Below are 22,068 nucleotides of genomic sequence, written 5' to 3'. Positions count from 1 at the left end.
GAAGGGTTAAATGGTACATCAACCAAATGAACACGTCAAAGCATGGTATCCAGGTCATGTTCAAAAGGCGAAAAGGCAGATCAAGGAGAATCTTAAGAAGATAGATATCGTTATTATCGTTCTTGATGCACGTGCCCCCGTTGCAACGACGAGCTTTGAGCTGAAGATTTTTAAAGACAAGCAGTGTGTTTTTTTGCTCAATAAATCCGATTTAGCAGATCCAAAGTACAACAAGGAATGGGTTTCTGAAATATCGAAATCTTACCCGACTTTGTTGGTAAATAAAGAGACGAACAGAAGAGAACTGTTAAACTTTCTAAAGTCGATTCCTACAAAGTACGCAAATCCGAGGATAGCGGTTGTTGGTGTTCCTAATGTTGGAAAGTCAACGATAATAAATAAAATACTGGGTAAGCATAAAGCGAAAACTGGTGCACAACCCGGTATCACACGTGGTGTTCAGTGGGTTAACGTTGAGGGATTCACAGTTTTGGATTCTCCGGGAATTTTGTTCTCTGAGATATTTTCAAAAGATATTGCAGCAAAGCTTTTGCTTATTGGTTCGCTGCCTCTGGAGAACATCGATGATGAAATTTTTGATCATGCATTCAGCGTTTACGCATTAGCTTCTGGAGTCCAGAAAGATTTGTACCAATTCTTGGAAGAATTTGGACGTTCCCGTGGACTGTTAAAGAAAGGTGGGCAAATTGATTACGAGAGAGCAAAAATCCTCTTCTTTAAAGAAGTTTCAGAAGGAAAGCATGGGAAGTTAACTTATGATACGCAATTTGAAAGATTTTGGGAGGTGTTAAGAGATGGTTGATGTGAGGATCGTTAACTCAGTTCTGGCAGCGGCACAAGGAACTTACGAGTCCGTTCTACAAATGCAGGCGCAATTTGGAAAGCCTCAGGCTGTTAAAGACATCACACCAAAGTACAATATAGTGACCGTGATAGGTTTTATGGGAGATATCGAAGGTAACTTTGTTTATTCGTTCAATGAAGAAACAGCGTTAAAAATAGTCTCAAAAATGATGATGATGGAATATAACACACTTGACGAACTTTCACTAAGCGCTATAGGTGAACTTGGTAACATGACGTCTGGAAGCATCGCGATGAATCTTGAAAAACTTGGATATAAAATTGATATTACACCTCCTACAGTGATAACCGGTAGAGACATGAAAATAACTGCGGAAGGTTTAATAATAAAGCTACCAGTTAGCTTGTTTGTTACTGAAGATGTGGAATTGCACATCGCTATTAGAGGTGGAAAGTAGGTATCTTAGGTGCACTACAAAGGTGGTTGTATGATATACCGATTTTGAATTATTTGAATAGAGTCTGTGTGCACGTCGAAAGTTAATCGAGGTGAATTTTATGGTTGTTGTTACTGGCGTTCTAAAAGAGGAGATAATTGGTGTTTTCCGCGAAATGTTACCTCTACTTGAAAATGGTGAATTGGTGAAAAGGAACTTTTCGAGAGGCATAGTTGGGGGTAATGAAGTGGTTACGATATACGGTTTTGTTGGTAAGGTCGAGAGTGCCATGATAGCACAAGCCATAATCGACAAGTTTAGGCCAAGCTACATTATACACTGTGGTTCGGCGGGGGCTATCCATCCACAATTGAAGATTGGAGATTTAGTCTGTGGGACGGTTTTTTACGAACATGATTTTCAATCTTACACCACACTTAAGATAGAGAGTTCGTCTAAGCTCTTAGAAAAAATATCGGATGTTTACGATAAGATAAACTTTGGACCAATTGTAAGTGGTGACGTCATAGTAAGTGATAGGGAGACTAAGACTAAGTTGTACGAAAAGTACGGGGCGTTCGCAGTTGATATGGATAGTGCAGCTATAGCGAAGGTGTGCTATCAAAACGGTGTTGAGTTTTGCGCACTGAAGGTTATAGTTGACACAAGTGAAGAGCAAGCTCAGATCGAATATGAGCAGAATTTCAGAAAATTCTCGAGTTTGCCCTCTGCCATTATTTCAGAATTACTCGATAAGCATTTGTTGTGAAACTGGGAAGGAGCAAGTGTGAAGCATGGATAAAACACCTCAAAGCAAGGAAAATTCTTTGAAAAATACAGTGCAAAGTTCTTGGATAGTTGACCAGGATAATTACTTCTCAAGGATCGATAAGTTTTTGAGAAATGCTTTGAAAAATGTTCCGCTCAGTGTAATATACAAACTGATAAGAACAGGGAAAGTATATCTTAACGAAAAGCGTGTTAAAGAACCATCTGCGAAATTAGAAATTGGCGATAGGGTTGAAGTTAGAAATGAAGACCTCTCGAAATACACTCGCGAATATAAAGAAATAAAACCTGCAAAGATTAGCTTGGATATCCTTTTTGAAGATGAAGATATCCTAGTCGTTAACAAACCAGCTGGTATCTCTGTTCATCCGGGGAAAAACATTAATAAACCGTCGCTTATAGAAGGGTTAAAGTACTATGGTTCACAGAAGGGATTTGAACCTTTTCTTGTGCACAGACTCGACAAGGAGACATCAGGTGTTCTGATCGTTGCGAAAAATAGACAAGTCGCAAGGGAACTCAGCGAGAAAATTTCTTCACGCGATGTGGAAAAGAACTACGTTGCTTTAGCTTTCGGTTCCCCAAGAATGGAGAGAATAGACATACCTGTTGACGGTCAGGAAGCAATAACACATATAAAACCCGTTCGGAAATTTAGAACAAAACTTGACGGGAAAGATATAAGTTTGACATTGCTTGACGTGAGCATAGAAACTGGGAGGAAGCATCAAATTCGTAAACACCTAGCAGCAAAAGGATTCCCGATAGTTTGTGACAACGACTACGGTGATTTTAGGCTGAACAGAGCCTTTTCAAAAAAGTACAACTTGAAAAGACATTTTTTGCATTGCAAGTCTATGTCTTTTGATTTCCATGGGAAGCATTACAGGTTTGAAGCTAGTCTGAGCCAGGATTTAAAGCTTGTTTTGAAACTCTTAGAAGCGGAAGGTGATTAATTTTGAAGCTTCCCCTCTTTCCGAGGAACGAGAAATATATCAACATAGTTCTCACCGTTTTCGCACTCTTGGTTTCAGTTCTCGTACTTCTTAGAATACCAAACGATAAGAATAATTTGACTGTTTCCGTTTTTTTCACCGATGATCCTTCGATACTGTTTTACACAGGTCATGAGAAGATTAACGACGATGTGAGACTCGTGATACCTTTGGAAGGGGTCGAAGAAAAACCTGAAGAATTTTACAAAAAGATAGGCGAACGGTATGTTGGAATAATGGAGTTTTATGGAGACCCCAATTTTGTCCGAGCTTTCTACAAGATTACTGGTTACAAGAAAATAGTGAAAGTACATTATGTGAAACCGAAAGAGTTACCAAGATACGATTCGTTCTCGCTTTTCAAACGTCTCTGGCGTGCGGTGGTGGAAAGAAGTATTGAGGTCATAGTCTTACCAAGATCGAAAGTTGTTGACGAGGCATTAAAATCGTTCAAAGACTTTTTCCAGGTTTCCTCGGAAGTTCCTAGTCCGGATAATACCAGTTGGAATTCGAAAGTCTTCGGAGTGTTGCTTGGAATCTACGTTGGCTTACAAGCACCGTTCAGTATACTTGCTTTTGCCTTTTTCAACAATTACTGGTTGTTTGTTTCCGTTATGAGCATTTTAGGTACATTGGCCGCGTACTTTGCATCCAACAACAAGTTCACGAAGGTTGCTAATATTTTCGTATTAGGACTGCTCACCAACTTTTCACTATATTCGTACGAATATTTGAACGATTTGGAAGTCTATCGGGGGGTTAAAATCTCTTTAGTCACTTTGCCGCTAATCGTTGGTCTTCTCATATTTAGAAACATGTACCAGAAACATAGTATAAAACGATGGCATGTTATAACAGCGGGCGTACTTGGCGCAGTGGCTATAACCTATATGCTTATGCGTAGTGGGAATTACGGATACGTGCTTGATTTCGAAGAAAAAATAAGATTAACTCTTGAAAACATATTTATTATACGACCAAGGTTCAAGGAACTTTTCTTCCTACCGATGTTTTTTATTGCAAACGATGTTGAGAATGAATTCATAAGCGGAGTTTTAACATTTTTCGGTACATTTGGGTTTATATCGATATTCAATTCGTTCTGTCATGTTAAAACGCCCATATACACTGTGTTTTACAGGGAAATTACAACTGTGCTTGTTACTTTGGTCATATATCTGCTTTTCTCTGTAATGAGAAGTCTTTGGCTTGTTTGGACAAACAAGAAATGAAAATAAGAAAAAAGAGCGGCTCTTTTAGCCGCTCTTTTTGGTGGGTGTGGTAGGAATTGAACCTACGACCCCTTCCTCGTGAGGGAAGTGCTCTTCCACTGAGCTACACACCCACTTGTAATTGCTAAGCGCAACATAGATTTTATCATAACTTCGGATTTTTGCAAGTCCCCGGTTGAAATACTCTACTGCTTTCAACAAGGTTTTGTCAGCCTATGTTTGCCAAGGCAATCTTTTCTTCGCTAGTTAGCAGATTATCAACTTCGAGAGTTAGTACCATTTCATTTTCCAATTTGATGACACCTGAGATGAATTTTGCATTTGCCATTCCTGCCACATGTGCTGGAGGTTCATCTATCGTATCTTCGGTAACGGTTAGAACTTCCCTCACATCATCCACTAGGAAGCCAACCTTCTTACCATTTTCAAGCTTAACTACTATAATTTTCGATTTCTCCTTGTTTTCAAAATCCTCCATCAAAAACTTCTTCCTTAGATTGATTATAGGAACAATTTCGCCCATTAAATTTATTATTCCTTCAACGTAATCTGCAATGTTCGGTATTTTCGTAGTCTTTTCGTACTCCTTAACACGTTCAACCTTCATAATGTTGATTGCGAACACTTCTTCACCTAAATAAAAAGTGAGGAACTTGAGTTCCATAAACTCACCCCCAACTCATTTTTCTGGTCGTATATCTATTATACTACATCTTTCAGTGAACACCAACAAAGGATTCTTAAAACTTTATCAACGAAAAAACAATAGATAACAGGAGCAATACTCCTGCGTATAAAAGCCATCTAAAACCTAGCGAATTGCTCTCTTTTGACTTCCTTTCGTTCTGTTTTCTGAAAGCCCTTAGCCCTATTTCGAAAAATATTATGGCTACCAGCAGACTGACAACAAAAGCAATAAAAAGTACATTCGAAATGATGTACGAGATTTTCATTCGACACACCTTTCTCTTTATGGTTTTTCAAAAATGGTTAATATGTGAGGTTTATCTTTGGTTTATTGACATCTATTTGGCTGGCAGTACTTCCGGCCAGTTTCATAGCTTCTCGCCAGGTTGAAAGTAGGTCTTCAAGCAAGACTTTGACATCATCGAGCATTTTCTTATCTTTTTTGATGTTGGCTTCAACAAGTGTTCTGTACATATAGTTGTAAAGTGCTCTCAAGTTCTTGGCTATCTCTCCACCTTTTTCCATATCAAGCGAGAGATTGAGTTCCATAATTATATCCTGCGCCCTGACGATCTTGGCATTTGCGTTGTTGTAGTCTTTTGAGTCTATGAAGTTCTTTGCTTCATCAATTACACTTATTGCTTTTTGTAAAAGCAATTCGATAAGCTTTGCAGGACTTGCGGTTAAAACCATTTGTTCCATGTAATCCATTCAGGATACCTCCTTCAAAACGTATTGAGAATTAGTTTACTTTCCCTATTGCCTCCAATACTTTTGAGAAATACTCTATGTAGTAATCTAAAACAATGGGGATTTTGTTCTCTACAATATCAGAGATTTCAAATGCGTCCCTTTTATCGAGTGCTTCCAAAAGTTCTCTGAGAATATTCGATACTTCTGTTCTTTCCGTTGAAAGAGCTAATTCTGTTTCGTTGAGCTTCGTTATTTGGACCGTTGAGCCCCGGAGGTTTTCGATCGCCGCTAAACCTTCCGAAAGGTCTTTTATCGCTTTCCAACCAGCTTCGCTTCCTGTTATTATGCTACTTGCTACTTGTGGCAGAAGTTCTTTAACATGCTGGATGTAACCTAACACATCTAGAAGTGTATCTTCCAAAAAAGAAACCGCATCTTGCGTTTCGACTTCTATTAACAATTCTTCATCCAATCTTGCGTTTTTGAGTTCTTCCACATAAGCAACAGGTATTTCTTTACCGTTGATTTTTAGGCTCTTTAGAACTTGACCTTCCGACAAGAGAACTTTCAAAAGTGTACCAAAATTCTCAAAATCCTGTGCGCTGAAAAGTTTCTCTTCACCGTTTACAACAACTCTTACCATCACTTTTCACCTCTTAACTTGAAGTATGCTCTCAGTACTCCAGCTACTGTTTTTGCATCCGTTATCTCCCCATTTATACATTTCTTCACGACCTCTTCCAAATCCTCAATTCGAACTTCAAGAATTTCGTCTTCGTCTGGATTCGAATCTCCGGGAACCAGGTCTTGTGCAAGGTAAAGATGAATGATTTCGTTTGAAAAACCAGGTGTCGTGTAAATATAACCCAAATACGTGTACTTTCTTGCCGTATATCCAGTCTCCTCTGCCAGCTCGCGCTTAGCGCATTCTAATACATCTTCACCTGGTTTGTCAAATTTTCCAGCGGGAATTTCCAAGAGCTTTTGCTTTATCGGATACCGATATTGCTCAACAAGAATAACTTTTCCATCGCTTGTTACAGGAACCACCGCGACCGCACCGGGATGAAGAACATGTTCGCGAATACTCATCGCACCGTTTTCTAAAACTACTTCATCTCTCAGTACTGTAAGCAACATGCCGTTGAAAATCACCTCTGTTGTTATCGTCCTTTCCATAGCTGTCTTTACCTCCCATACTTTATTTGTTTTTATTTAGGAATGTCTCCCAAATCCACAGAAACTAGATTCTTACCATCGGTTGTTATCAATTTTCCAAGCGTTTTCGAAAGTGCAACGGAGAGTATCGACTGCCGGAATTTCGAATGAACACCAATATTTTTTGGTTCATCTCCAGTCAAGTCCCATACTTTAATCAGATTGTCAGTCCCAGCTGTGAAAAGTTTTTGGTCAAAATGTATGACTTTAAATATAGTCGAGTTATGACATCTGAATTCACCAATTTTCTTTAGTTCCTTATCGAGAATATACACCCTGCCATCCCAACCAGCAGTGTATATCCTGACTTTAGATGATGCCAAATTGCCCACGTAGTTACTGTCAATAGACCATAAGGTTTGTTCGGAGATTTTAACCTTCTTCGTTTGACCTTTGTAAATCCTAACAACGAAACCTTCCAGTGTTGTTAAATATATCTCCTCTTCCGACAGAGCAAAAATATCGGTGAAAGAAAGTTTTGGGAATTCGTAAGTTTTCAGCTTTTGAAAGGTCTTCAAATCCCACAAGATGACTTTTCCATCCCACCCACCACTTACAAGTATATCACCAACTACTAATATACTCCACACATAACCACTATGACCTATAAGCATATTGACCAGCTTTCCGGTTTTGAAATCCCATATCTTAATAGTTCTATCGTTCGAAGCAGATATTACATAGTTTTTGTAGCTTGCAACACTCTTCACTGAATCAATGTGGTCATCAAGGACCATCGTTAACTGAAATGTGTTTTGCTTAACATTGTAAGTCCACAATGTCACCTTTCCGTCTTCATGACCGCAAGCAACCACACCATTTGCGTAAATTGTTGAAATTGCACCTAATTGACCTGAAAATCTTCGAACTACATTCCCATTTTCAATTTGAAGAACAACACCGTTTGATAAGCTTGCAAAGAAACTGTGACGAGTTCCCGGTAAATTTGCAAGGTCAACTACAAAGGCTTCGAATTCCAAAGTGTCGTTGCCAATTCTCAATTTCGAACCACCTAAGTACATCTGTGAATCTGCAACCAACCCGCTGTACAGAGGAAATACGTCACTTCTTTGAACGTTCCAAGACTTACCATCAAACAAAGCATATGTCCCATCAAAATAGAAGACAAAAATATGATTGCCAGTTTTGGCGATCTTTACAACAGCGCTGGGATAAAACTTTATCAATTTCGCTTGGTAATTCTTTTTGTCAAGCACGTAAACATTACCGATATTGGTGCCAAAGTAAAGGATTTCTCCATCAACGTATATTGACGTGGCCCATTCTTCTGGAATTTTCGAAATCGTCTTCAGTGTCCATTTGTCATTGATGTTTTCCAAAGTTAAGATCTTTCCACGGCTGCCAAGGTAGATTACGTTCTTTCCTGAAAGGTCAGGGACACAACTTATAATCGCATCTTCGTTGCTAAAGGAGCCTTCGACTTTGCCATTTCTTAATACAAGCAATTTCCCAAGCGCATCTCCAACGATAACTGATTCATTCAGTGCGAGGATACATCTCAAACTACCGTCATTCTTGTAGTTCCACCTCATCAAACCGCTGAATACGTTGTAGCTTTCAATAGTTCCATCTTCTCTACCAGCAACAAGTGTATCTTTGTTTGCGTGAATTTTCGCAGATGACAAAAAATGCTTGGGAGCTTTTTTTATATATTTTCCGTCAGTTGAGTACTTGAGTATTTCTCCTTCCCTGTTCGAAGCAAATATCATGTTGTCAGTTATCTGCAATGCTGTGATCTCCGAAACAGAAACGTCCAAATCTTTCACTACTTTTAGAATGTTTTTCTCGCCGCTGAGAACTATAACTTTACCTCCAACTGATACGTACAAAAATTTCCCATCATCAACTATCGATTGAACAGCGGATTGAAAAGATAAAACCTTCTCAGCTCTTATTGTGTTCTTTTCTATACGAAATCTGTACATTGAACCATCAGAAAACCCAGAATACAAAACATTTTTAAACGCGTGAAGTGATAGCACCTGTGAACCAAATTCGAAGGACTGCTTGAGATTGAAGTCTTCGAGTGAAGAAAAAGCGATTCTTCCGTTCTCATCACCTGAGATGAGGTAGTTACCGAAGACGACAATTTTTCTAATCCATCCGTCGTGGATTTTAAGAGATTTGAACAATTTGAAATCCTTCCAGATGATTATTGTATTGTCAGAACCAGCCGAGATAAGCATGGTGTTATGAAAATTGAGAGAAAAGACCGAGCCAGCGTGCCCTTTCAGAGTGTGGAGTAGCTTCATCGTATGTTTATCGTAAATCTTGATCGTGTTATCAGGCTTATAGCCTCCTACAGCAACGTATTTGTCGTTAACGGTAACGCACCTTGCCCAACTACCGTGAGTTGTGATACTCTGTAGTGGCAGGAGCTCTTTGTTCCACACTTTTAGTGTTCCATCTGCACCAACTGAATAAAGCTTGTCGTTATCGATTTTCAAATCCCAAACCGCAGAGCTGTGACCGTAAAGAGTAAAGTCTAATGTAAAAACTACATTCTGGAACATTTCAAAGAATAAGACACTGAATAATCCGATATAGAAGAGAATAGCTTTCAAACTTTCACTTCCTTTGTGACTAATATATGAGTCGCCACGCAACGTTGAAATGTGATTTGCGCAAACTATTCTTTATCACTATTATACTCCCATCTATGGCGAAAACTTATCTATTTTGTATGTTTGAACTTTGGAAAAACCGTGGTTTAATATTATTAAAAGTGCGCAAACAATAACTTGATGCGAGGTTGCGGAGAATATGAAAAGCACGGAAAAGAAGGAAAATCGAAGAACATGGTCAAAGGTGAGTCCGGCGTTTTATGTTATAATCATTCTTTCAGTTATTCTGAGCGCTTTTGTTTACAACAAATACGTGTGGTTACTTGATATCTTATCAGGTTGGGTGATTTTCGACTACTTGGCCCTGAAATTCCATTCCAAAGCGCTGAAGACCGACGTTGCTGGGAGAACGCGTGTGTTTATCAATGAACGATTTGATGTAGTGATAACAATCTCTTCCGAAAGTAAAAAGGCACTGACCGTAGAAGTTGTTCCGCCAGCAGTTGTTAAGAAAGCTCCTGTGCGTCTTGTCATAAATTCTAATGAACGCGTTTCACTTGCATTTGACACGTTCTTTGGAACACGTGGAACGAAAGACTTAGGGTATTACACGATAAAAATTGAAAGTTTCACAGGTTTGTTCCAAATTCTAATCACAGAACCGACACCTTTCAAAGTTAAGGTCTTTCCAAGACTTGAACACGCTGAAGCTGAGGTGGAAAGGATTTTGGAAATGCTCCCTGTTGTGAAGAGCAAACACAAGCTTGTTGAGGATATATCATATATCAGAAATGTGCGAGAGTACGAACGTGAGCCACTAAATAGGATCCACTGGAAGCAAAGTGCTAAGATGGGAGAATTGATGGTTAAAGAGTACGAATACGTAGGAACAACAAGGAATTACATTCTTCTTGATTTAAACCTCCCTGCTGGCATATATTCAAAAGCGGCTTGGGAGTTCATACACAAAAAGTACCAAGAAGAAGCAATAAAAGCGACTGCAGGACTACTTAAGTACTTCTCTGACAGGCACGAAAAAACAAATTTGCTGATATCTCATGCAAAGGGGACGTACGACCTTTCATTTGCAGATTACGTACTTTACTTCGATTACTTGGCGGAAGTCGAAGGAACACTCGAAAATGAACAGTACACTTCTGAACTCTTAGAGCACATCATAGATGTTGTTCAACCAACGGATACGGTCTTGTTAATAGGTATGTTCTTAACAAAGTCTGAGGTTGACCGCCTGCTGAGATTAAGGACAAGGTGCGGAAGAGTTATCGTTTTGATTATGCCATATGGATACAGAGAGGCAACGAGTAAGAAGTTCAAGTCGTATTTTGACGTTCCGATTGAAATAAGGGAATTGTACCAGTACGCGAAGGTCTTGCGGGAAGAAAATGTTATCGTTCAAGTGTGGCATGAAAATACGAGCTTTATGGAAGGCTTGTTGAAACTCACGGACAGTGCACAGATTTAGTTCAGAACTTAACTGAGGTGAAATGATGGGAAAGTACAAGAAGATGAATGAAACACTAAGAAATATATTAATTTTGGCCTCGATAATCCTTTCGTTAACTATGCCAAGTGCTGAACTGTTTGGGGACTTGCATTTTTGGGTCCTCACCATGTTGCTTGCTATTTACGCTCTATTGAAATCTAAAATAATCTCTCGAATTTTTCTTGCTCTTTCAGCACTGTACGCACTTTCTTTTTTTAAAACAGATTCCATAAAATATCTATTCGTGATAGTTCTTTTGGCTTTAAGCATTAAAGAGCGGATTCAAAACAGATGGTTGACGATAGCACTTTATTTTTCAGCGCTGGCATTTTTTAACCATTATCTGTCTTTCATCTTCGTCATTTCCTTCGTGCTACTTAATTTTGCAGACCTTCCGCAATTCAAGAACATTTTCGAGGACAAATTGCGTGCGAAAAAGGTGAGTCTCATTATAGTTATATTCGTTGTATTCCTTTTACTACCACTCCCTGATGTGAGATTTGACATAGTCAAGGTAGTGCAATCGAGAGAAGGTGCTGTATCTGAGAATTCTGCCCAGCAAAAAGAAGAGTACACCATAAGAGTTCCAGTTAACGGTAGTAAGAATCTTTCCAATCAAGTATCTGAAACTGCTGAGGGCAACAATCCAAGTTTCGTTGAGAAAATAGAAAATTTAGCAAGAGAGAGATTATTCAAGTTGTTAGAAACTTTGTCGATGGTAGCTATAACGATAGGTTTGCTCTATGTTTTAACTATCACAATGAAGGCTCCGAAAGACCAAAGAAGGTCGATAATTTCCAGTTTTTGGGTTACTGTGGTTGTTTTGCTCTTTTTCATGTTTGTGCTTGCCCCCACGATTTTTGATATCATCGGCAATCTAAAGTCACAAGGCACATTGGAATCTGAATCTATGGCTGGTAATTCGTCTTACCAACAAGGTCATGCAACGAGTGTAGTTATCCCAGAAGAAGTAAGAACATCAGCAACCTCACCTAAAACCAATTTTGATGACGCTCTTTTCATTTTCCAGATTTTGGCAACTGTTTCAGGCCTTTTTGCCGTATTACTTCTTGGAAAGCTGTACTACGATTTCCTAATTCAAAAAACTACCGAGGAAGAACAAACCGAGAATACGCTTGTAAATCAACCAGTAGTCTATCAAACCCATCTTTCGTACGACGAAATTCTCACTCTTTCTGGGGCCGAGTTTGTGCACCATGCGTACCATTTTGTTAGGCAAAATCTCTTCAAAGGTCTCGACCATTTAACGCCTTATGAACTTTTGGATAAGTTTGATATTCCAGAACTCAGGGATTTAACTGTCAAGTACGTCGATGTGGAGTATGCGTTTAAGATAGAGGTAACGCAAAAAGATATAGAGAACATAAAGTCGGACTTCATCAAGCTTGTTGAACACGCAGATAAATTGTTTCAACGAATACTTTCAAAGCAAGACAAATGATTTATTTTTCCACAACAACCGGTACTTTTTCAAGAATGTCGTTTAGAATGTCTTCTTTTGCTTCTCTTAGAATCTTCGATTCCGTGTTTTGAATAATTCTATGAATCAAAACATATGGGGCTACTTTCTTCACATCATCTGGAAGCACGAAGTCCCTTCCGTTGATATACGCCCACGCCATGCTGACATGCATTAATGCAAGGCTTCCTCTCGGACTCGAACCATACTTAAGCGATTCATGACGCCTTGTTGCATCGACGATATTTACGATGTATTCCTTGACTTCTTGACTTATCTTGACTTCTCTAACTCTAAGTTTCTCGTTCGAAAATTCTTCTGATGTTCCAACCGCTTTCAATTCATCAATGGGATGCCTCACTTTTTGAGATTCAAGGATTTCCATCTCGCTTTCTTTGTCAGGATACCCAAGACTTATTCTTATTGTAAATCTATCTAGCTGGGCTTCCGGAAGCGGAAAAGTTCCTTCGTATTCTATTGGATTTTGTGTCGCTATTACGAAGAAGTTGTTTGACAATTTATGTGTTACACCATCCACCGTGACCTGCCTTTCCGCCATAGCCTCTAATAGTGCCGATTGCGTTCTTGGTGTAGCACGGTTGATTTCATCAGCTAAAAGAATATCGGTAAATACAGGGCCTTCTCTAAAAACAAACGTTTCCGTCTTCCTGTCGTAAATTGACAAACCTGTCAAATCCGTGGGAAGTAAATCTGGTGTGAATTGTACGCGCTTAAAGTTAAGGCCAAGAGATATTGCAAGTGACCGGGCAAGTATGGTTTTACCAACACCGGGAACGTCTTCCAACAGAACGTGACCGCCCGCATACATGGCAGCGAGCACGATTTTTATCTGCTCACTTTTGCCCTTGATAACTTTCTCAACGTTTTCGATAACTCTTTCGTGCAACTTCTTTTGAGTTTTCTCCATTATTTTCTTCCCCTATCCCTGATGAAGTTTTCTATAGACCTATCCCAAGTGCGCTCTCCTTCTTTGGTGAAAAAGCAACCCGGGATTTCTCCGAGGCTTCTGTGGTATGCCACGCACTCGCAACACTTTCCTCGTTTATCACACGAAAGGTATGTGCAGGTACAATTTTTGAGGTTCTTTTCCAAAGATGGACATCCTGCTGGCATCGAAATTCCCCCCGTTTGCTGTTTTTCCAATTTATTTACCAAGTCTACAATAAATTATAACTCACACCACTCAGAAATTCCAGACCTTCTTGATGTTCAAATCTTTATCAAGTAGGATTAGCTTTGCGGGGTGTCCTTTTTTTATCCTGCCACCGTTCAAATTCAGGTCTTTGCAGGCGTTGTATGAACTGACCATGGCTAATTCTTTTAGCGAACAATCCGTGAACTTCACAAAGTTCTTTATAGCCTGAGAAAATCTCAAAGTGCTTCCAGCCAACGTTCCGTCGTGGAGTTTAGCTATACCGTTCTCAACTCTTACATGCAGGTCTCCAAGCATGTAACTGCCATCTTTTAGTCCGGCTGCACTTATGCTATCTGTTACAAGTATTATTCGCTGTGCACCTTTGATTTTGTAAACCAATCTCACAAAATCTGGTGAACAATGAATGCCGTCTGCTATAATCTCTAGTGTGAAATCCAACAACAATCCTGCACCTGTCACACCGAGTTCTCTGTGATGTAGCGGGCTGAGTGCATTTGGAAAGTGTGTGATCCTTTTGAAACCATTCTCAAACGCCGATTTGACCTGCTCAAAAGTCGCATCGGAATGCCCTAACGATATTCTGATGCCTTTCACTTCACAGCTTCTGGCAAATTCCATAAAGGTGTCGTATTCCGGAGCAACGGTTATCATTCCAATGTAGGATAAAGGAAGATATCTTTCAAGTTCATGAACATCCCTTGGTGGCGGTTGAATATACGCTTCGTTGTGTGCGCCTTTTCTTTTACTGGCTATGAACGGGCCTTCTATGTGCAGCTTCAAGTCCGAAGGAAGGTTAATTTCACTCAATTTGGTTAAAGGGCATGTAACTGTTGTTGGTTGAAAATACCAAACTCCTTCCAGAGCTTCGAGTTCTTTGAACTTTTTGAAATCTTCTTGTGAAGCCGTCATCGTGTCGATACCTTTTATCCCATGTATATGTGGGTCAACAAACGCTGGCATGAGGATATTATCATAAGTTGATTTATTTGATTTCTTAACGTCTAAAATTACGTCTTCAAACTCCACACTGCCTACGTATTCACCGTCCAACGGATCTACTATCAGAACGTTTTCAATTATCATATGTTCACTCCTTTTCATCGAATTTTTGATTTATTCATAAGTCTTCAAGTGAGACAAACTTTGTGAGTCCGTGAGGTTTGTCAGGGTTCAGACCTTTGTGTATGGCCCGTTTGTATCCTAGAATTTGGCTGTATAAATTTAGAACCTGTACTTCAAAAAGCGATTCGTCCGTGCATGAGGTTATAATTTCAGCACTCGCCCCACGGTTGATGATGTCATTAGCTAAATCTTCTTCAAGTGGACTTGGATTTCGGAATTCGGAGAAAATCACAACGTGGGATTTTTCGGAAAGTAGTGCGATCGGACCGTGACGATACTCGAGTGTTTCGTGAAATTCGGTGTGATCAAGCGATAGCTCTTGGACCTTCAAAGCACTCTCTCTGGCCATATAGTAACGTTCTCGATAACCCAAGAACACAAAATGGCTCTTGTTAGAAACTATCTGCTCGGAGGTCTTTTCATCGAATTTCTTAAGATATTCTTCAGGGTTGACGTCAATTTGCTTAATAGCGTTCAAAAAGAGCCTAAGTATTGCCGAAAAACTTGCGGTCATGATTACGGATTCTTCATGAGCGAAATCCAGTTCGTACGTTGAGTCACAAGCAGCAGCTAACGGCGTGTTCTTATCGCATGTGACTCCAAGCGTTCGAATCCTTCCCTTCAGCATTTCAGCAACCTTTACTGTCTCGGTTGTAAAACCTGTTCGGGAAATCAAAATGGCATGGTCAAAATTACTAACTAACTCTTCGACCATTTCTTTGATCAATACCTCACCGGCTGTTATGGCTTTTGCAGTGAAACCGTACCTGGTCATAACTTCCGATACTATTAGTCCGGCGTTATACGAACTACCACAGCCTATGAATATGTATCTTTTTCCACTTTCAAACTGTGGGGGTGTTAACTCATCGACGATTTCAAAGAGCTTGCCTACTTTCGTTATTTCATCGTAAGTCTTGAAACTCGACATGCTTAAATCCCTCCGAAGTTTCAAATTTAAACTGGAAGTGCTAACTTACCAAGAACCGAAGGTTTGATAGCTCCGGTGACCGTACTATAGTGTGCAAGTCCCCTCAAGAAGAGTTCGCCAAGTAGTGCAATAGCGATTGCTTCTCTAAAGTTGATCAGCGTTTCATCTGGAACGATGATTTCGAAACCTAAGTCTCTTAAATCATTTGTTAGCGTCCTATTGTAAGCACCTCCTCCAACAACAACCAATCTTTTTACTTGAAGTGCATGTAATCTAATGTTTTTTTCGATGCTTTGTGCGGTAAACCTTACAAGTGTTCTTAGTAAGTCCAAGTAATCAATTTTCCCTGCTTTGGCAAGTGCGTTATTTAAGAATTCGTCGTTGTAAACTTCACGACCCGTTGTTTTCGGGGGCTTCTTTTCCGCGTAAACTCTGTCTTGTTCCATAAAGATTTTGAGTAAATTCTCGTCAAGGTTACCTTGACCTGATATTTCACCGTTCACATCGTACTTCACATTAAAATATTTTTGACAGACCAAGTCCACCAGACAATTCCCCGGTCCGGTATCGAAAGCTATTAGGTTTCCATCACTGTTAAGCGTTGTTATGTTAGAAATCCCACCAACGTTGAGGACCGCAGTCTGTTCGTCTCTTATTAAAAACAAAGAATCGAAATAAGCGCTTATGGGCGCACCTTGGCCACCAAGTGCCACGTCTTTCTTTCTAAAATCAAATACCACAGGTTTACCCAGCTCTACGGCAAGCACGTCGGCTTCGCCTAACTGAAGAGTCGCACCTTCCGAAGGTAAGTGGTACACAGTCTGACCGTGGTATGCGATAAAATCAAAGTTCAAATTTAAGTCTTTCACCATACGTGCATGAAGTCTAGCCAACTCAAAATTGATGCGGGTAACGTACTCAACATCCGCCAATCTTTTGTCGTATGATTCCAAAATTCTCTTTTGAAATTCTTTTTCGTACGAAACGGTGACCGCTTTCTTGATTTGAAACGTTAAGTTATTATCCTCGTACTTAAAAGTAACGTTGGCGATATCCAGTCCATCAGCAGATGTTCCGGACATCAGACCCAAAATTGTGTGTTCTGGTTTTTCTAAATCTTGCAAGAATTTACTCCAATCCCACAATTTGACCAATTTTTCCAACCATTCACCCCCAGCAATCTCACAACAAATTTGCAAAGATAACGTTATGTACAAGCATCCTTATTCTTTGTATACGCTGGTCCCAGCGATCGTAAAAACATTTGTTTGTTAACAAGATTACATGAAGACCTTCTGGAGTTATCCAGAGGCTGGTACCTGTGAAGCCAGTATGCCCAAACATTCGCTCGTTGCCAAAATCCCCTGAGCTTCCTCCTTTAACTGGGGCCATCCATCCCAAGTGTCTTTTGGTATTCGGATCGGATGGATCTTGGACAAGTGTTTCAGTGAAAAGTTTTAAAACGTTTTTTGTAACATACTCACCTTTGAGGAGTCGAAGAACGTATGTGTGTATGTCCCTTGCGGTTGAAAATAAACCAGCATTTCCACTAACACCGCCCATGTAATAAGCCAACTCATCGTCGGGTTCGCCCCTTAACCTTTTTCCGTCTCTCACACTTGTGGGGGCACATCTCTCTACTTCCCGAGGTCTGAACAAAGTATTCGGTAGGTCGAGCAAACTTAGTACATAGGTATCAAAACTTTGACTGGTTATCTGTTCAACGATGGCCATCAATGTAATAAAGTTCAAGCATGAGTACTGCATCTTACCGCGACAAGTTGGCTGTATGCGTATCACTTCATTCTTTAATTGCTCTCCTCTTAATATTCTCCACAGGTCACTGTAAGGCTGAATACCTGAAGTGTGCGTTAGTAATTCAAATATCGTGACCTTTGCCTTTTCCTCAGGCACATCGAGAAAAAGTCCCACACTATCGCTTAATGTAAGGCGACCTTCTTCGAGAAGTTTCATGACAGCGGTCGTCGTTGCTATGACTTTTGTAATGCTTGCCAAATCGTACAAGGTTGAAAGTTCCACAGGAGTTTCTTCATCTAACGTGCCGTAAGCCTTTTCGTAAATGACACCGTTAAGATCTCCTACTAACAGAACTGCACCTGGAAACACTTTCTCGTCAATGCCTGAGTATATAATCTCGTCAACCCTCTTCCAAAAATTCGTTTTACTCATTTCTAACACTCCTTCTGACTATAACTGTTTTCAAGATCTATCCTTGTGGAAAATGACAAGCCACTTTGTGTTCGACTCCTGTTGGTTGAGGTTTTTCTTTTTTGCATACGTCTTGAGCGTATGGACAACGTGGATGGAACGGACAACCGGAAGGTGGATTTATTGGACTTGGTGGCTCTCCCTCGAGTGTCAATTTATGAAATTTCCGAGCTTTTGGGTTCCAGTCTGGAATAGCTTGCATCAAAGAGATGGTGTAGGGATGAAGAGGTCTTGAAAATACTTCGTCTGAGTTTCCCTCTTCAACCACATTCCCAAGGTACATAATGTAAATCCGATCACTCAAATATCTTACAACGTCTAAGTTATGTGAGATGAACAGGTAGCTCATATGATACTCGGACCTCAGGCTGGCAAGTAAATTGATTATCTGGTTTTGAACCGATACATCCAGCGCGGAGGTCGGTTCATCGCAAACTATCAGTCTTGGTTTTAAAGCAATAGCACGTGCGATGGCTATTCTCTGTCTTTGACCGCCTGAGAATTCGTGAGGATATCGACTCAACATATCTGGGTTTAAACCTACTTTTTGCATAAGTTCTTTTACGTACTCTTGCTCTTCTTTCCTGTTTTCAAAAATGCGATGTGCTCGCAGTGGTTCTGCGATGACTTCATATATGCTCATTCTCGGATCAAGTGAATCAAACGGATTTTGGTATATCATCTGAATGTCTCTTCTGAAAGCGGAACTCACATCTCCAAGTTTGCGTGTAACATCGTATTCTTTTTCGTCTTTGAAGAACAGAATCTTCCCCTCAGTAGGTTCATGGATTTTAACGATCAGCTTTGCTAAAGTTGTCTTACCACACCCTGATTCACCCACAACTCCAATCACTGTATCTTTTTGAATTGACAGAGAAACATTTTCAAGAGCTTTTACCCAACCCTTTATTTGTAAAAAAACGCCCGCTCTTATTGGGAAATACTTCTTGAGATTCACCAAATCAATTATCTTGTTTTGAGGACTATCAAAATTCATTTGTTTTCACCTCGCGAAGCTCTGCAAGCTTTAAGCTCTGTTTTCTTCAGCATAAAGATGACAACTAACAACATGAGAACCCAGCTCGAAAGTACCAGGTTCTTGTTTTCTGCAAATATTCATTGCATATTTGCATCTTGGGTGGAATGGACAACCTTCGGGTATCTGCGTTGAAGACGGAACAAATCCGGGGATGTAGGGTAATTCCCTACCTCTTATGGCAGATTTGATTTTTGACTCAAGCAACCCTTTTGTGTAAGGATGTAACGGAGATTCAAATATGTCGTAGACGCTTCCTTGCTCCACAATCCTACCAGCATACATGACAATCACTCGGTCTGCGATCTCCGCAACAATTCCAAGGTCGTGCGTAATAAATATCGTGGACATTTTCATCTCTTGTTTCAGTTCGTTCATCAGTTTTAGTACCTGCGCCTGTATGGTTACATCTAAAGCTGTGGTTGGCTCGTCTGCAATTAGGATCTCCGGGTTTGTTATAAGCGCCAAGGCTATCATTATTCTTTGAAGCATTCCTCCGCTCATTTGATGAGGATATTCATTGTAACGACGTTCTGCATCAGGGATATGTACCCTCCTCAGCATTGAAATAATAAGCTCTTTTGAGTCCTTCTTCTTTATACCAAGATGTTTTTCGACTACTTCAGCGATTTGATATCCAATCGTGTAAAGAGGATCGAAAGACGACATAGGTTCTTGGAAAACCATTGTTATATTTTTACCCCGTATGCTGCTGATTAACATCGTCTCGGTGATTGGTTTAGATCTAAATTTGATTTCTCCGGAAATTATCGCAGGCGGAGATTTTAGTAATCCCATTATCGCCTGAGCGGTAACGCTTTTCCCACAACCAGATTCTCCAACTAGGGCCAGCGTTTCTTGCTTTTTGAGCGTGAAAGATATTCCATTGACTGCTCTCACAATACCCTCAGGGGTTCGAAAATGAACTTTTAAGTTTTCAACTTCAAGCACATTTTCCAGCATTTCCGCTTTTTGGTTGATAGTCTCCATGCTGAACACCTCTTACACCTTTTCGACGGTTCTGTAGGGATCAATAGCATCCCTTAAACCGTCACCCATGAAGTTGAATGCGAGTACGGAAATCATTATGAAAGCTCCTGGAATGATTAACCAAGGGTGAATCGCTATTTCTGACAGTGATTGTGCATCCTTTAAAAGAAGACCCCAGCTCGTCATTGGTTCTTTAATTCCAAGCCCGAGGAAACTTATGGTACTTTCACCAAGTATCATTCCTGGAATTGACAGGGTTGCGACAACTATCAAATAACTGGATAAGTTAGGTATTATGTGCTTTGTTATAATCTTAAAGTCTTTAACACCGCATACCTTTGCAGCTACTACGAACTCCTTTTCTTTTAAACTAAGTGTCATCCCGCGAACTACTCTCGCAACACCCATCCATCCTATAAACGACAAAACGATTATTATTCCGAAATAAACCCATGTACTAGGCCAATTTGGTGGCAATATAACAGAAAGTGCGAGCCACAGTGGAATTCGTGGGAAGGACCGTAATACCTCAATTATCCTTTGTATGATAATATCGACCCATCCGCCGTAGTACCCAGAAATTGCACCAATTATTGCACCGATAACCAAACTGATAAAAGTTCCAAGTAAACACGCAGTGAGAGAAACCTTCGAACCTATAAGTGTGCGGGAAAAAAGGTCACGTCCGAATCTGTCTGCGCCAAAGAGAAGGAGCATCGCTTCCTGGGGATCTGCTTCCAAACCAAAGAGATGTATGTTGCTTTTTATACCAAAAAAGCTGTATTCTTCCCCTCTTACAAAGAGTTTAATCCTATACATCTGAGTCTTGTCTTCCTCAAATTTCAGGAGGAACGTCACAGGATCGCGTTCTTTTTTTACTCCATAAACGAATGGACCTACAAACTTGCCTTCGTGATAAAAATGTATCTTTGAGGGAGGAGCGTAGGAAAATTTCGAGTGTGTTGTTTGGTAGCTATATGGTGCTATGAAATCGCTGAATATCATTACCACATAAAGTATCACCACCACCCAAAAACCAAAGACGCCAAGTCTATGTTTTTTAAATTGTCTTATGATCCTCTTCGAAATCATTACTTCCACCCCTTACGCTATCCTTATTCTTGGATCCAGGAGCGCCAAAGCTATATCAGCCAACAAATTGCCTATCTGTGTTATGAACGCTATAAACATCAGAAACGACATAACCAAGTATTGGTCGTGATTCAAAAGCGCGTTGTAAAAAAATGGACCTATTGTTGGAAGGTTTAAGACGATTGAGGCTATGATAGTGCCACTAAAAACATTTGGCAGCTCCATACCCGCAATACTTACCAATGGATTAAGTGCGTTCTTAACTGCGTGTCTTTTTATCACAGCTTCGTCCAAACCTCTTGCCCTTAGTGCTGTTATGAAAGGTGAACCGATGGTGTCCAGCAAGTTCGCTCTCATGATGCGGTATAACCCACCTACACCACTCACACCTATCACTATCAGCGGTATCCAAAGATGCTTTAACAAGTCTATAAATTTGGCAAGCGACCAGGGTGCTCCGATAAATTCAGGAGAAAATAGGCCCCCTATGTACGTATATCCTGCATTTAAAGCGAAGTACATCAAGATCAAGGCTAAAAAGAATTCCGGTATTGATATACCTATGAAGGCTATGACAGCGAATGTGTAATCCCAGAAGCTGTAAGGACGAAATGCTGAAAAGATACCAAGGGGTATAGCGATAAGCCATTGAAGAAGAATGGTCATTAGCGATATTCCTACAGTCCAACCCATTCTCTCCCAAATTAACTCAAAGACAGGTCGCTGATAGGAAAAACTATAACCAAAATCGAGCTTTGTAACGATGTTCCTGACCCACAAAAAGTACCTGTAATACGCTGGTTTATCAAGCCCGAGTTCACGCTTTAAAGCTTCGATCTGTTCAGGTGAAATTCTTGGGTTATCGAGATACTGTGAAAGGAAATCTCCAGGTTGGAGCTCGGTGATCGTGAAACATATTATCGACACTATAACCATCATTGGTATCATTATCAATATCCTTCGTACGATAAAGCTAACCAGGTTCTCCATCTTGTTCCCCCCGTGTGGAATTTTAAAAAGCGAGGGGAGCAAAGCTCCCACTCGCT

23 protein-coding genes and 1 tRNA gene are annotated in these 22,068 nt (G+C 40.2%); 7 read left to right on the top strand and 17 right to left on the bottom strand.

Annotation, left to right across the window (positions count from 1 at the left end; translation table 11 throughout):
- Positions 1-10: 10 nt before the first annotated feature.
- The 5 genes from NA23_RS05320 (at position 11) to NA23_RS05300 (ending at position 4,278) form a co-directional block, all read left to right on the top strand.
- Entirely contained in the window at positions 11-823 is an 813-nt protein-coding gene (locus NA23_RS05320) for a GTPase (protein ID WP_033191774.1), read from the top strand.
- Positions 816-1,283: a chemotaxis protein CheX gene (locus NA23_RS05315; protein ID WP_033191773.1), complete on the top strand. Its 468-nt coding sequence runs from the start codon at positions 816-818 to the stop codon at positions 1,281-1,283. Before NA23_RS05320 ends, NA23_RS05315 begins: the two co-directional genes overlap by 8 nt.
- Positions 1,284-1,383: 100 nt before the next feature.
- A complete protein-coding gene (gene mtnN, locus NA23_RS05310; protein WP_033191772.1) occupies positions 1,384-2,031 on the top strand; it encodes a 5'-methylthioadenosine/S-adenosylhomocysteine nucleosidase in 648 nt (215 codons plus the stop codon).
- 58 nt (positions 2,032-2,089) lie between these two features.
- Entirely contained in the window at positions 2,090-3,007 is a 918-nt protein-coding gene (locus tag NA23_RS05305; protein WP_249476968.1) for an RluA family pseudouridine synthase, read from the top strand.
- 2 nt (positions 3,008-3,009) lie between these two features.
- Positions 3,010-4,278, top strand: coding sequence for a DUF5693 family protein (locus tag NA23_RS05300; RefSeq protein WP_033191771.1), 1,269 nt, complete (start codon positions 3,010-3,012; stop codon positions 4,276-4,278).
- A 38-nt stretch (positions 4,279-4,316) separates the two neighbouring features.
- Here the strand turns inward: NA23_RS05300 and NA23_RS05295 are convergent.
- The 7 genes from NA23_RS05295 to NA23_RS05265 all read right to left on the bottom strand — a co-directional run bounded on the left by NA23_RS05295 (position 4,317) and on the right by NA23_RS05265 (position 9,461).
- Positions 4,317-4,391 (bottom strand) — tRNA-Val (locus tag NA23_RS05295).
- 95 nt (positions 4,392-4,486) lie between these two features.
- Entirely contained in the window at positions 4,487-4,942 is a 456-nt protein-coding gene (locus NA23_RS05290) for a chemotaxis protein CheW (RefSeq protein ID WP_033191770.1), read from the bottom strand.
- A 76-nt stretch (positions 4,943-5,018) separates the two neighbouring features.
- Complete coding sequence (locus NA23_RS05285; RefSeq protein ID WP_033191769.1) at positions 5,019-5,231, bottom strand: hypothetical protein; 213 nt, start codon at positions 5,229-5,231, stop codon at positions 5,019-5,021.
- 37 nt (positions 5,232-5,268) lie between these two features.
- On the bottom strand, positions 5,269-5,676 hold the full coding sequence (gene fliS, locus NA23_RS05280; protein WP_033191768.1) for a flagellar export chaperone FliS: 408 nt from the start codon (positions 5,674-5,676) through the stop codon (positions 5,269-5,271).
- Positions 5,677-5,707: 31 nt separating this feature from the next.
- Positions 5,708-6,301 (bottom strand): hypothetical protein, encoded by a 594-nt coding sequence (locus NA23_RS05275; protein ID WP_033191767.1) that lies wholly within the window; start codon positions 6,299-6,301, stop codon positions 5,708-5,710.
- Complete coding sequence (locus tag NA23_RS05270) at positions 6,301-6,837, bottom strand: NUDIX domain-containing protein (RefSeq protein WP_033191766.1); 537 nt, start codon at positions 6,835-6,837, stop codon at positions 6,301-6,303. The genes NA23_RS05275 and NA23_RS05270 overlap by 1 nt, the downstream gene beginning before the upstream one ends.
- Before the next feature lie 32 nt (positions 6,838-6,869).
- On the bottom strand, positions 6,870-9,461 hold the full coding sequence (locus tag NA23_RS05265) for a WD40 repeat domain-containing protein (protein ID WP_033191765.1): 2,592 nt from the start codon (positions 9,459-9,461) through the stop codon (positions 6,870-6,872).
- 199 nt (positions 9,462-9,660) lie between these two features.
- Between NA23_RS05265 and NA23_RS05260 the strand changes: the two genes are divergently transcribed.
- Both NA23_RS05260 and NA23_RS05255 read left to right on the top strand, forming a co-directional pair.
- The gene (locus tag NA23_RS05260; RefSeq protein WP_033191764.1) at positions 9,661-10,944 is read left to right on the top strand and encodes a DUF58 domain-containing protein; all 1,284 of its coding nucleotides are present in this window, start codon (positions 9,661-9,663) and stop codon (positions 10,942-10,944) included.
- 25 nt (positions 10,945-10,969) lie between these two features.
- On the top strand, positions 10,970-12,427 hold the full coding sequence (locus tag NA23_RS05255) for a hypothetical protein (protein ID WP_033191763.1): 1,458 nt from the start codon (positions 10,970-10,972) through the stop codon (positions 12,425-12,427).
- Between the two features lies 1 nt (position 12,428).
- On the opposite strand, the gene NA23_RS05250 is transcribed toward NA23_RS05255, so the two are convergent.
- From NA23_RS05250 to NA23_RS05205, 10 genes are all read right to left on the bottom strand, one after another.
- Positions 12,429-13,373, bottom strand: a complete 945-nt coding sequence (locus tag NA23_RS05250) for an AAA family ATPase (RefSeq protein ID WP_145974449.1) — start codon at positions 13,371-13,373, stop codon at positions 12,429-12,431.
- A complete protein-coding gene (locus NA23_RS05245) occupies positions 13,373-13,579 on the bottom strand; it encodes a DUF6485 family protein (RefSeq protein WP_014451575.1) in 207 nt (68 codons plus the stop codon). Before NA23_RS05245 ends, NA23_RS05250 begins: the two co-directional genes overlap by 1 nt.
- 70 nt (positions 13,580-13,649) lie before the next feature.
- Positions 13,650-14,705 (bottom strand): N-acetylglucosamine-6-phosphate deacetylase, encoded by a 1,056-nt coding sequence (gene nagA, locus NA23_RS05240; RefSeq protein ID WP_033191762.1) that lies wholly within the window; start codon positions 14,703-14,705, stop codon positions 13,650-13,652.
- A 34-nt stretch (positions 14,706-14,739) separates the two neighbouring features.
- Positions 14,740-15,675 (bottom strand): SIS domain-containing protein, encoded by a 936-nt coding sequence (locus tag NA23_RS05235; protein WP_033191761.1) that lies wholly within the window; start codon positions 15,673-15,675, stop codon positions 14,740-14,742.
- Positions 15,676-15,701: 26 nt separating this feature from the next.
- On the bottom strand, positions 15,702-16,838 hold the full coding sequence (locus tag NA23_RS05230; RefSeq protein WP_231882349.1) for an anhydro-N-acetylmuramic acid kinase: 1,137 nt from the start codon (positions 16,836-16,838) through the stop codon (positions 15,702-15,704).
- Positions 16,839-16,857: 19 nt separating this feature from the next.
- Positions 16,858-17,865, bottom strand: coding sequence for a serine hydrolase domain-containing protein (locus NA23_RS05225; RefSeq protein ID WP_033191760.1), 1,008 nt, complete (start codon positions 17,863-17,865; stop codon positions 16,858-16,860).
- Positions 17,866-17,902: 37 nt separating this feature from the next.
- Positions 17,903-18,901 carry an ABC transporter ATP-binding protein gene (locus NA23_RS05220; RefSeq protein WP_033191759.1) on the bottom strand — a complete coding sequence of 333 codons (999 nt, stop codon included), beginning with the start codon at positions 18,899-18,901 and terminating at the stop codon, positions 17,903-17,905.
- A 30-nt stretch (positions 18,902-18,931) separates the two neighbouring features.
- The gene (locus NA23_RS05215; protein WP_084384047.1) at positions 18,932-19,930 is read right to left on the bottom strand and encodes an ABC transporter ATP-binding protein; all 999 of its coding nucleotides are present in this window, start codon (positions 19,928-19,930) and stop codon (positions 18,932-18,934) included.
- Between the two features lie 12 nt (positions 19,931-19,942).
- Positions 19,943-21,022, bottom strand: a complete 1,080-nt coding sequence (locus NA23_RS05210; protein ID WP_033191758.1) for an ABC transporter permease — start codon at positions 21,020-21,022, stop codon at positions 19,943-19,945.
- Between the two features lie 12 nt (positions 21,023-21,034).
- Positions 21,035-22,012 carry an ABC transporter permease gene (locus NA23_RS05205; protein WP_231882343.1) on the bottom strand — a complete coding sequence of 326 codons (978 nt, stop codon included), beginning with the start codon at positions 22,010-22,012 and terminating at the stop codon, positions 21,035-21,037.
- Between the last annotated feature and the right edge of the window lie 56 nt (positions 22,013-22,068).

Source organism: Fervidobacterium islandicum, from assembly GCF_000767275.3.
Taxonomy (GTDB): domain Bacteria; phylum Thermotogota; class Thermotogae; order Thermotogales; family Fervidobacteriaceae; genus Fervidobacterium; species Fervidobacterium islandicum.
Note: the sequence above shows the minus strand (reverse complement) of the source record. Positions and strands in the feature narration are given on the sequence as shown.

What these genes read in the sequence shown, in the direction of transcription:
- NA23_RS05250 (WP_145974449.1), bottom strand. Translation starts at nt 13,373, where the DNA reads ATGGAGAAAACTCAAAAGAAGTTGCACGAAAGAGTTATCGAAAACGTT.
- nagA (WP_033191762.1), bottom strand. Translation starts at nt 14,705, where the DNA reads ATGATAATTGAAAACGTTCTGATAGTAGATCCGTTGGACGGTGAATAC.
- NA23_RS05225 (WP_033191760.1), bottom strand. Translation starts at nt 17,865, where the DNA reads ATGAGTAAAACGAATTTTTGGAAGAGGGTTGACGAGATTATATACTCA.
- NA23_RS05245 (WP_014451575.1), bottom strand. Translation starts at nt 13,579, where the DNA reads ATGCCAGCAGGATGTCCATCTTTGGAAAAGAACCTCAAAAATTGTACC.
- fliS (WP_033191768.1), bottom strand. Translation starts at nt 5,676, where the DNA reads ATGGATTACATGGAACAAATGGTTTTAACCGCAAGTCCTGCAAAGCTT.
- NA23_RS05290 (WP_033191770.1), bottom strand. Translation starts at nt 4,942, where the DNA reads ATGGAACTCAAGTTCCTCACTTTTTATTTAGGTGAAGAAGTGTTCGCA.
- mtnN (WP_033191772.1), top strand. Translation starts at nt 1,384, where the DNA reads ATGGTTGTTGTTACTGGCGTTCTAAAAGAGGAGATAATTGGTGTTTTC.
- NA23_RS05320 (WP_033191774.1), top strand. Translation starts at nt 11, where the DNA reads ATGGTACATCAACCAAATGAACACGTCAAAGCATGGTATCCAGGTCAT.
- NA23_RS05270 (WP_033191766.1), bottom strand. Translation starts at nt 6,837, where the DNA reads ATGGAAAGGACGATAACAACAGAGGTGATTTTCAACGGCATGTTGCTT.
- NA23_RS05205 (WP_231882343.1), bottom strand. Translation starts at nt 22,012, where the DNA reads ATGGAGAACCTGGTTAGCTTTATCGTACGAAGGATATTGATAATGATA.
- NA23_RS05315 (WP_033191773.1), top strand. Translation starts at nt 816, where the DNA reads ATGGTTGATGTGAGGATCGTTAACTCAGTTCTGGCAGCGGCACAAGGA.
- NA23_RS05210 (WP_033191758.1), bottom strand. Translation starts at nt 21,022, where the DNA reads ATGATTTCGAAGAGGATCATAAGACAATTTAAAAAACATAGACTTGGC.
- NA23_RS05220 (WP_033191759.1), bottom strand. Translation starts at nt 18,901, where the DNA reads ATGAATTTTGATAGTCCTCAAAACAAGATAATTGATTTGGTGAATCTC.
- NA23_RS05215 (WP_084384047.1), bottom strand. Translation starts at nt 19,930, where the DNA reads ATGGAGACTATCAACCAAAAAGCGGAAATGCTGGAAAATGTGCTTGAA.
- NA23_RS05255 (WP_033191763.1), top strand. Translation starts at nt 10,970, where the DNA reads ATGGGAAAGTACAAGAAGATGAATGAAACACTAAGAAATATATTAATT.
- NA23_RS05235 (WP_033191761.1), bottom strand. Translation starts at nt 15,675, where the DNA reads ATGTCGAGTTTCAAGACTTACGATGAAATAACGAAAGTAGGCAAGCTC.
- NA23_RS05275 (WP_033191767.1), bottom strand. Translation starts at nt 6,301, where the DNA reads ATGGTAAGAGTTGTTGTAAACGGTGAAGAGAAACTTTTCAGCGCACAG.
- NA23_RS05285 (WP_033191769.1), bottom strand. Translation starts at nt 5,231, where the DNA reads ATGAAAATCTCGTACATCATTTCGAATGTACTTTTTATTGCTTTTGTT.
- NA23_RS05260 (WP_033191764.1), top strand. Translation starts at nt 9,661, where the DNA reads ATGAAAAGCACGGAAAAGAAGGAAAATCGAAGAACATGGTCAAAGGTG.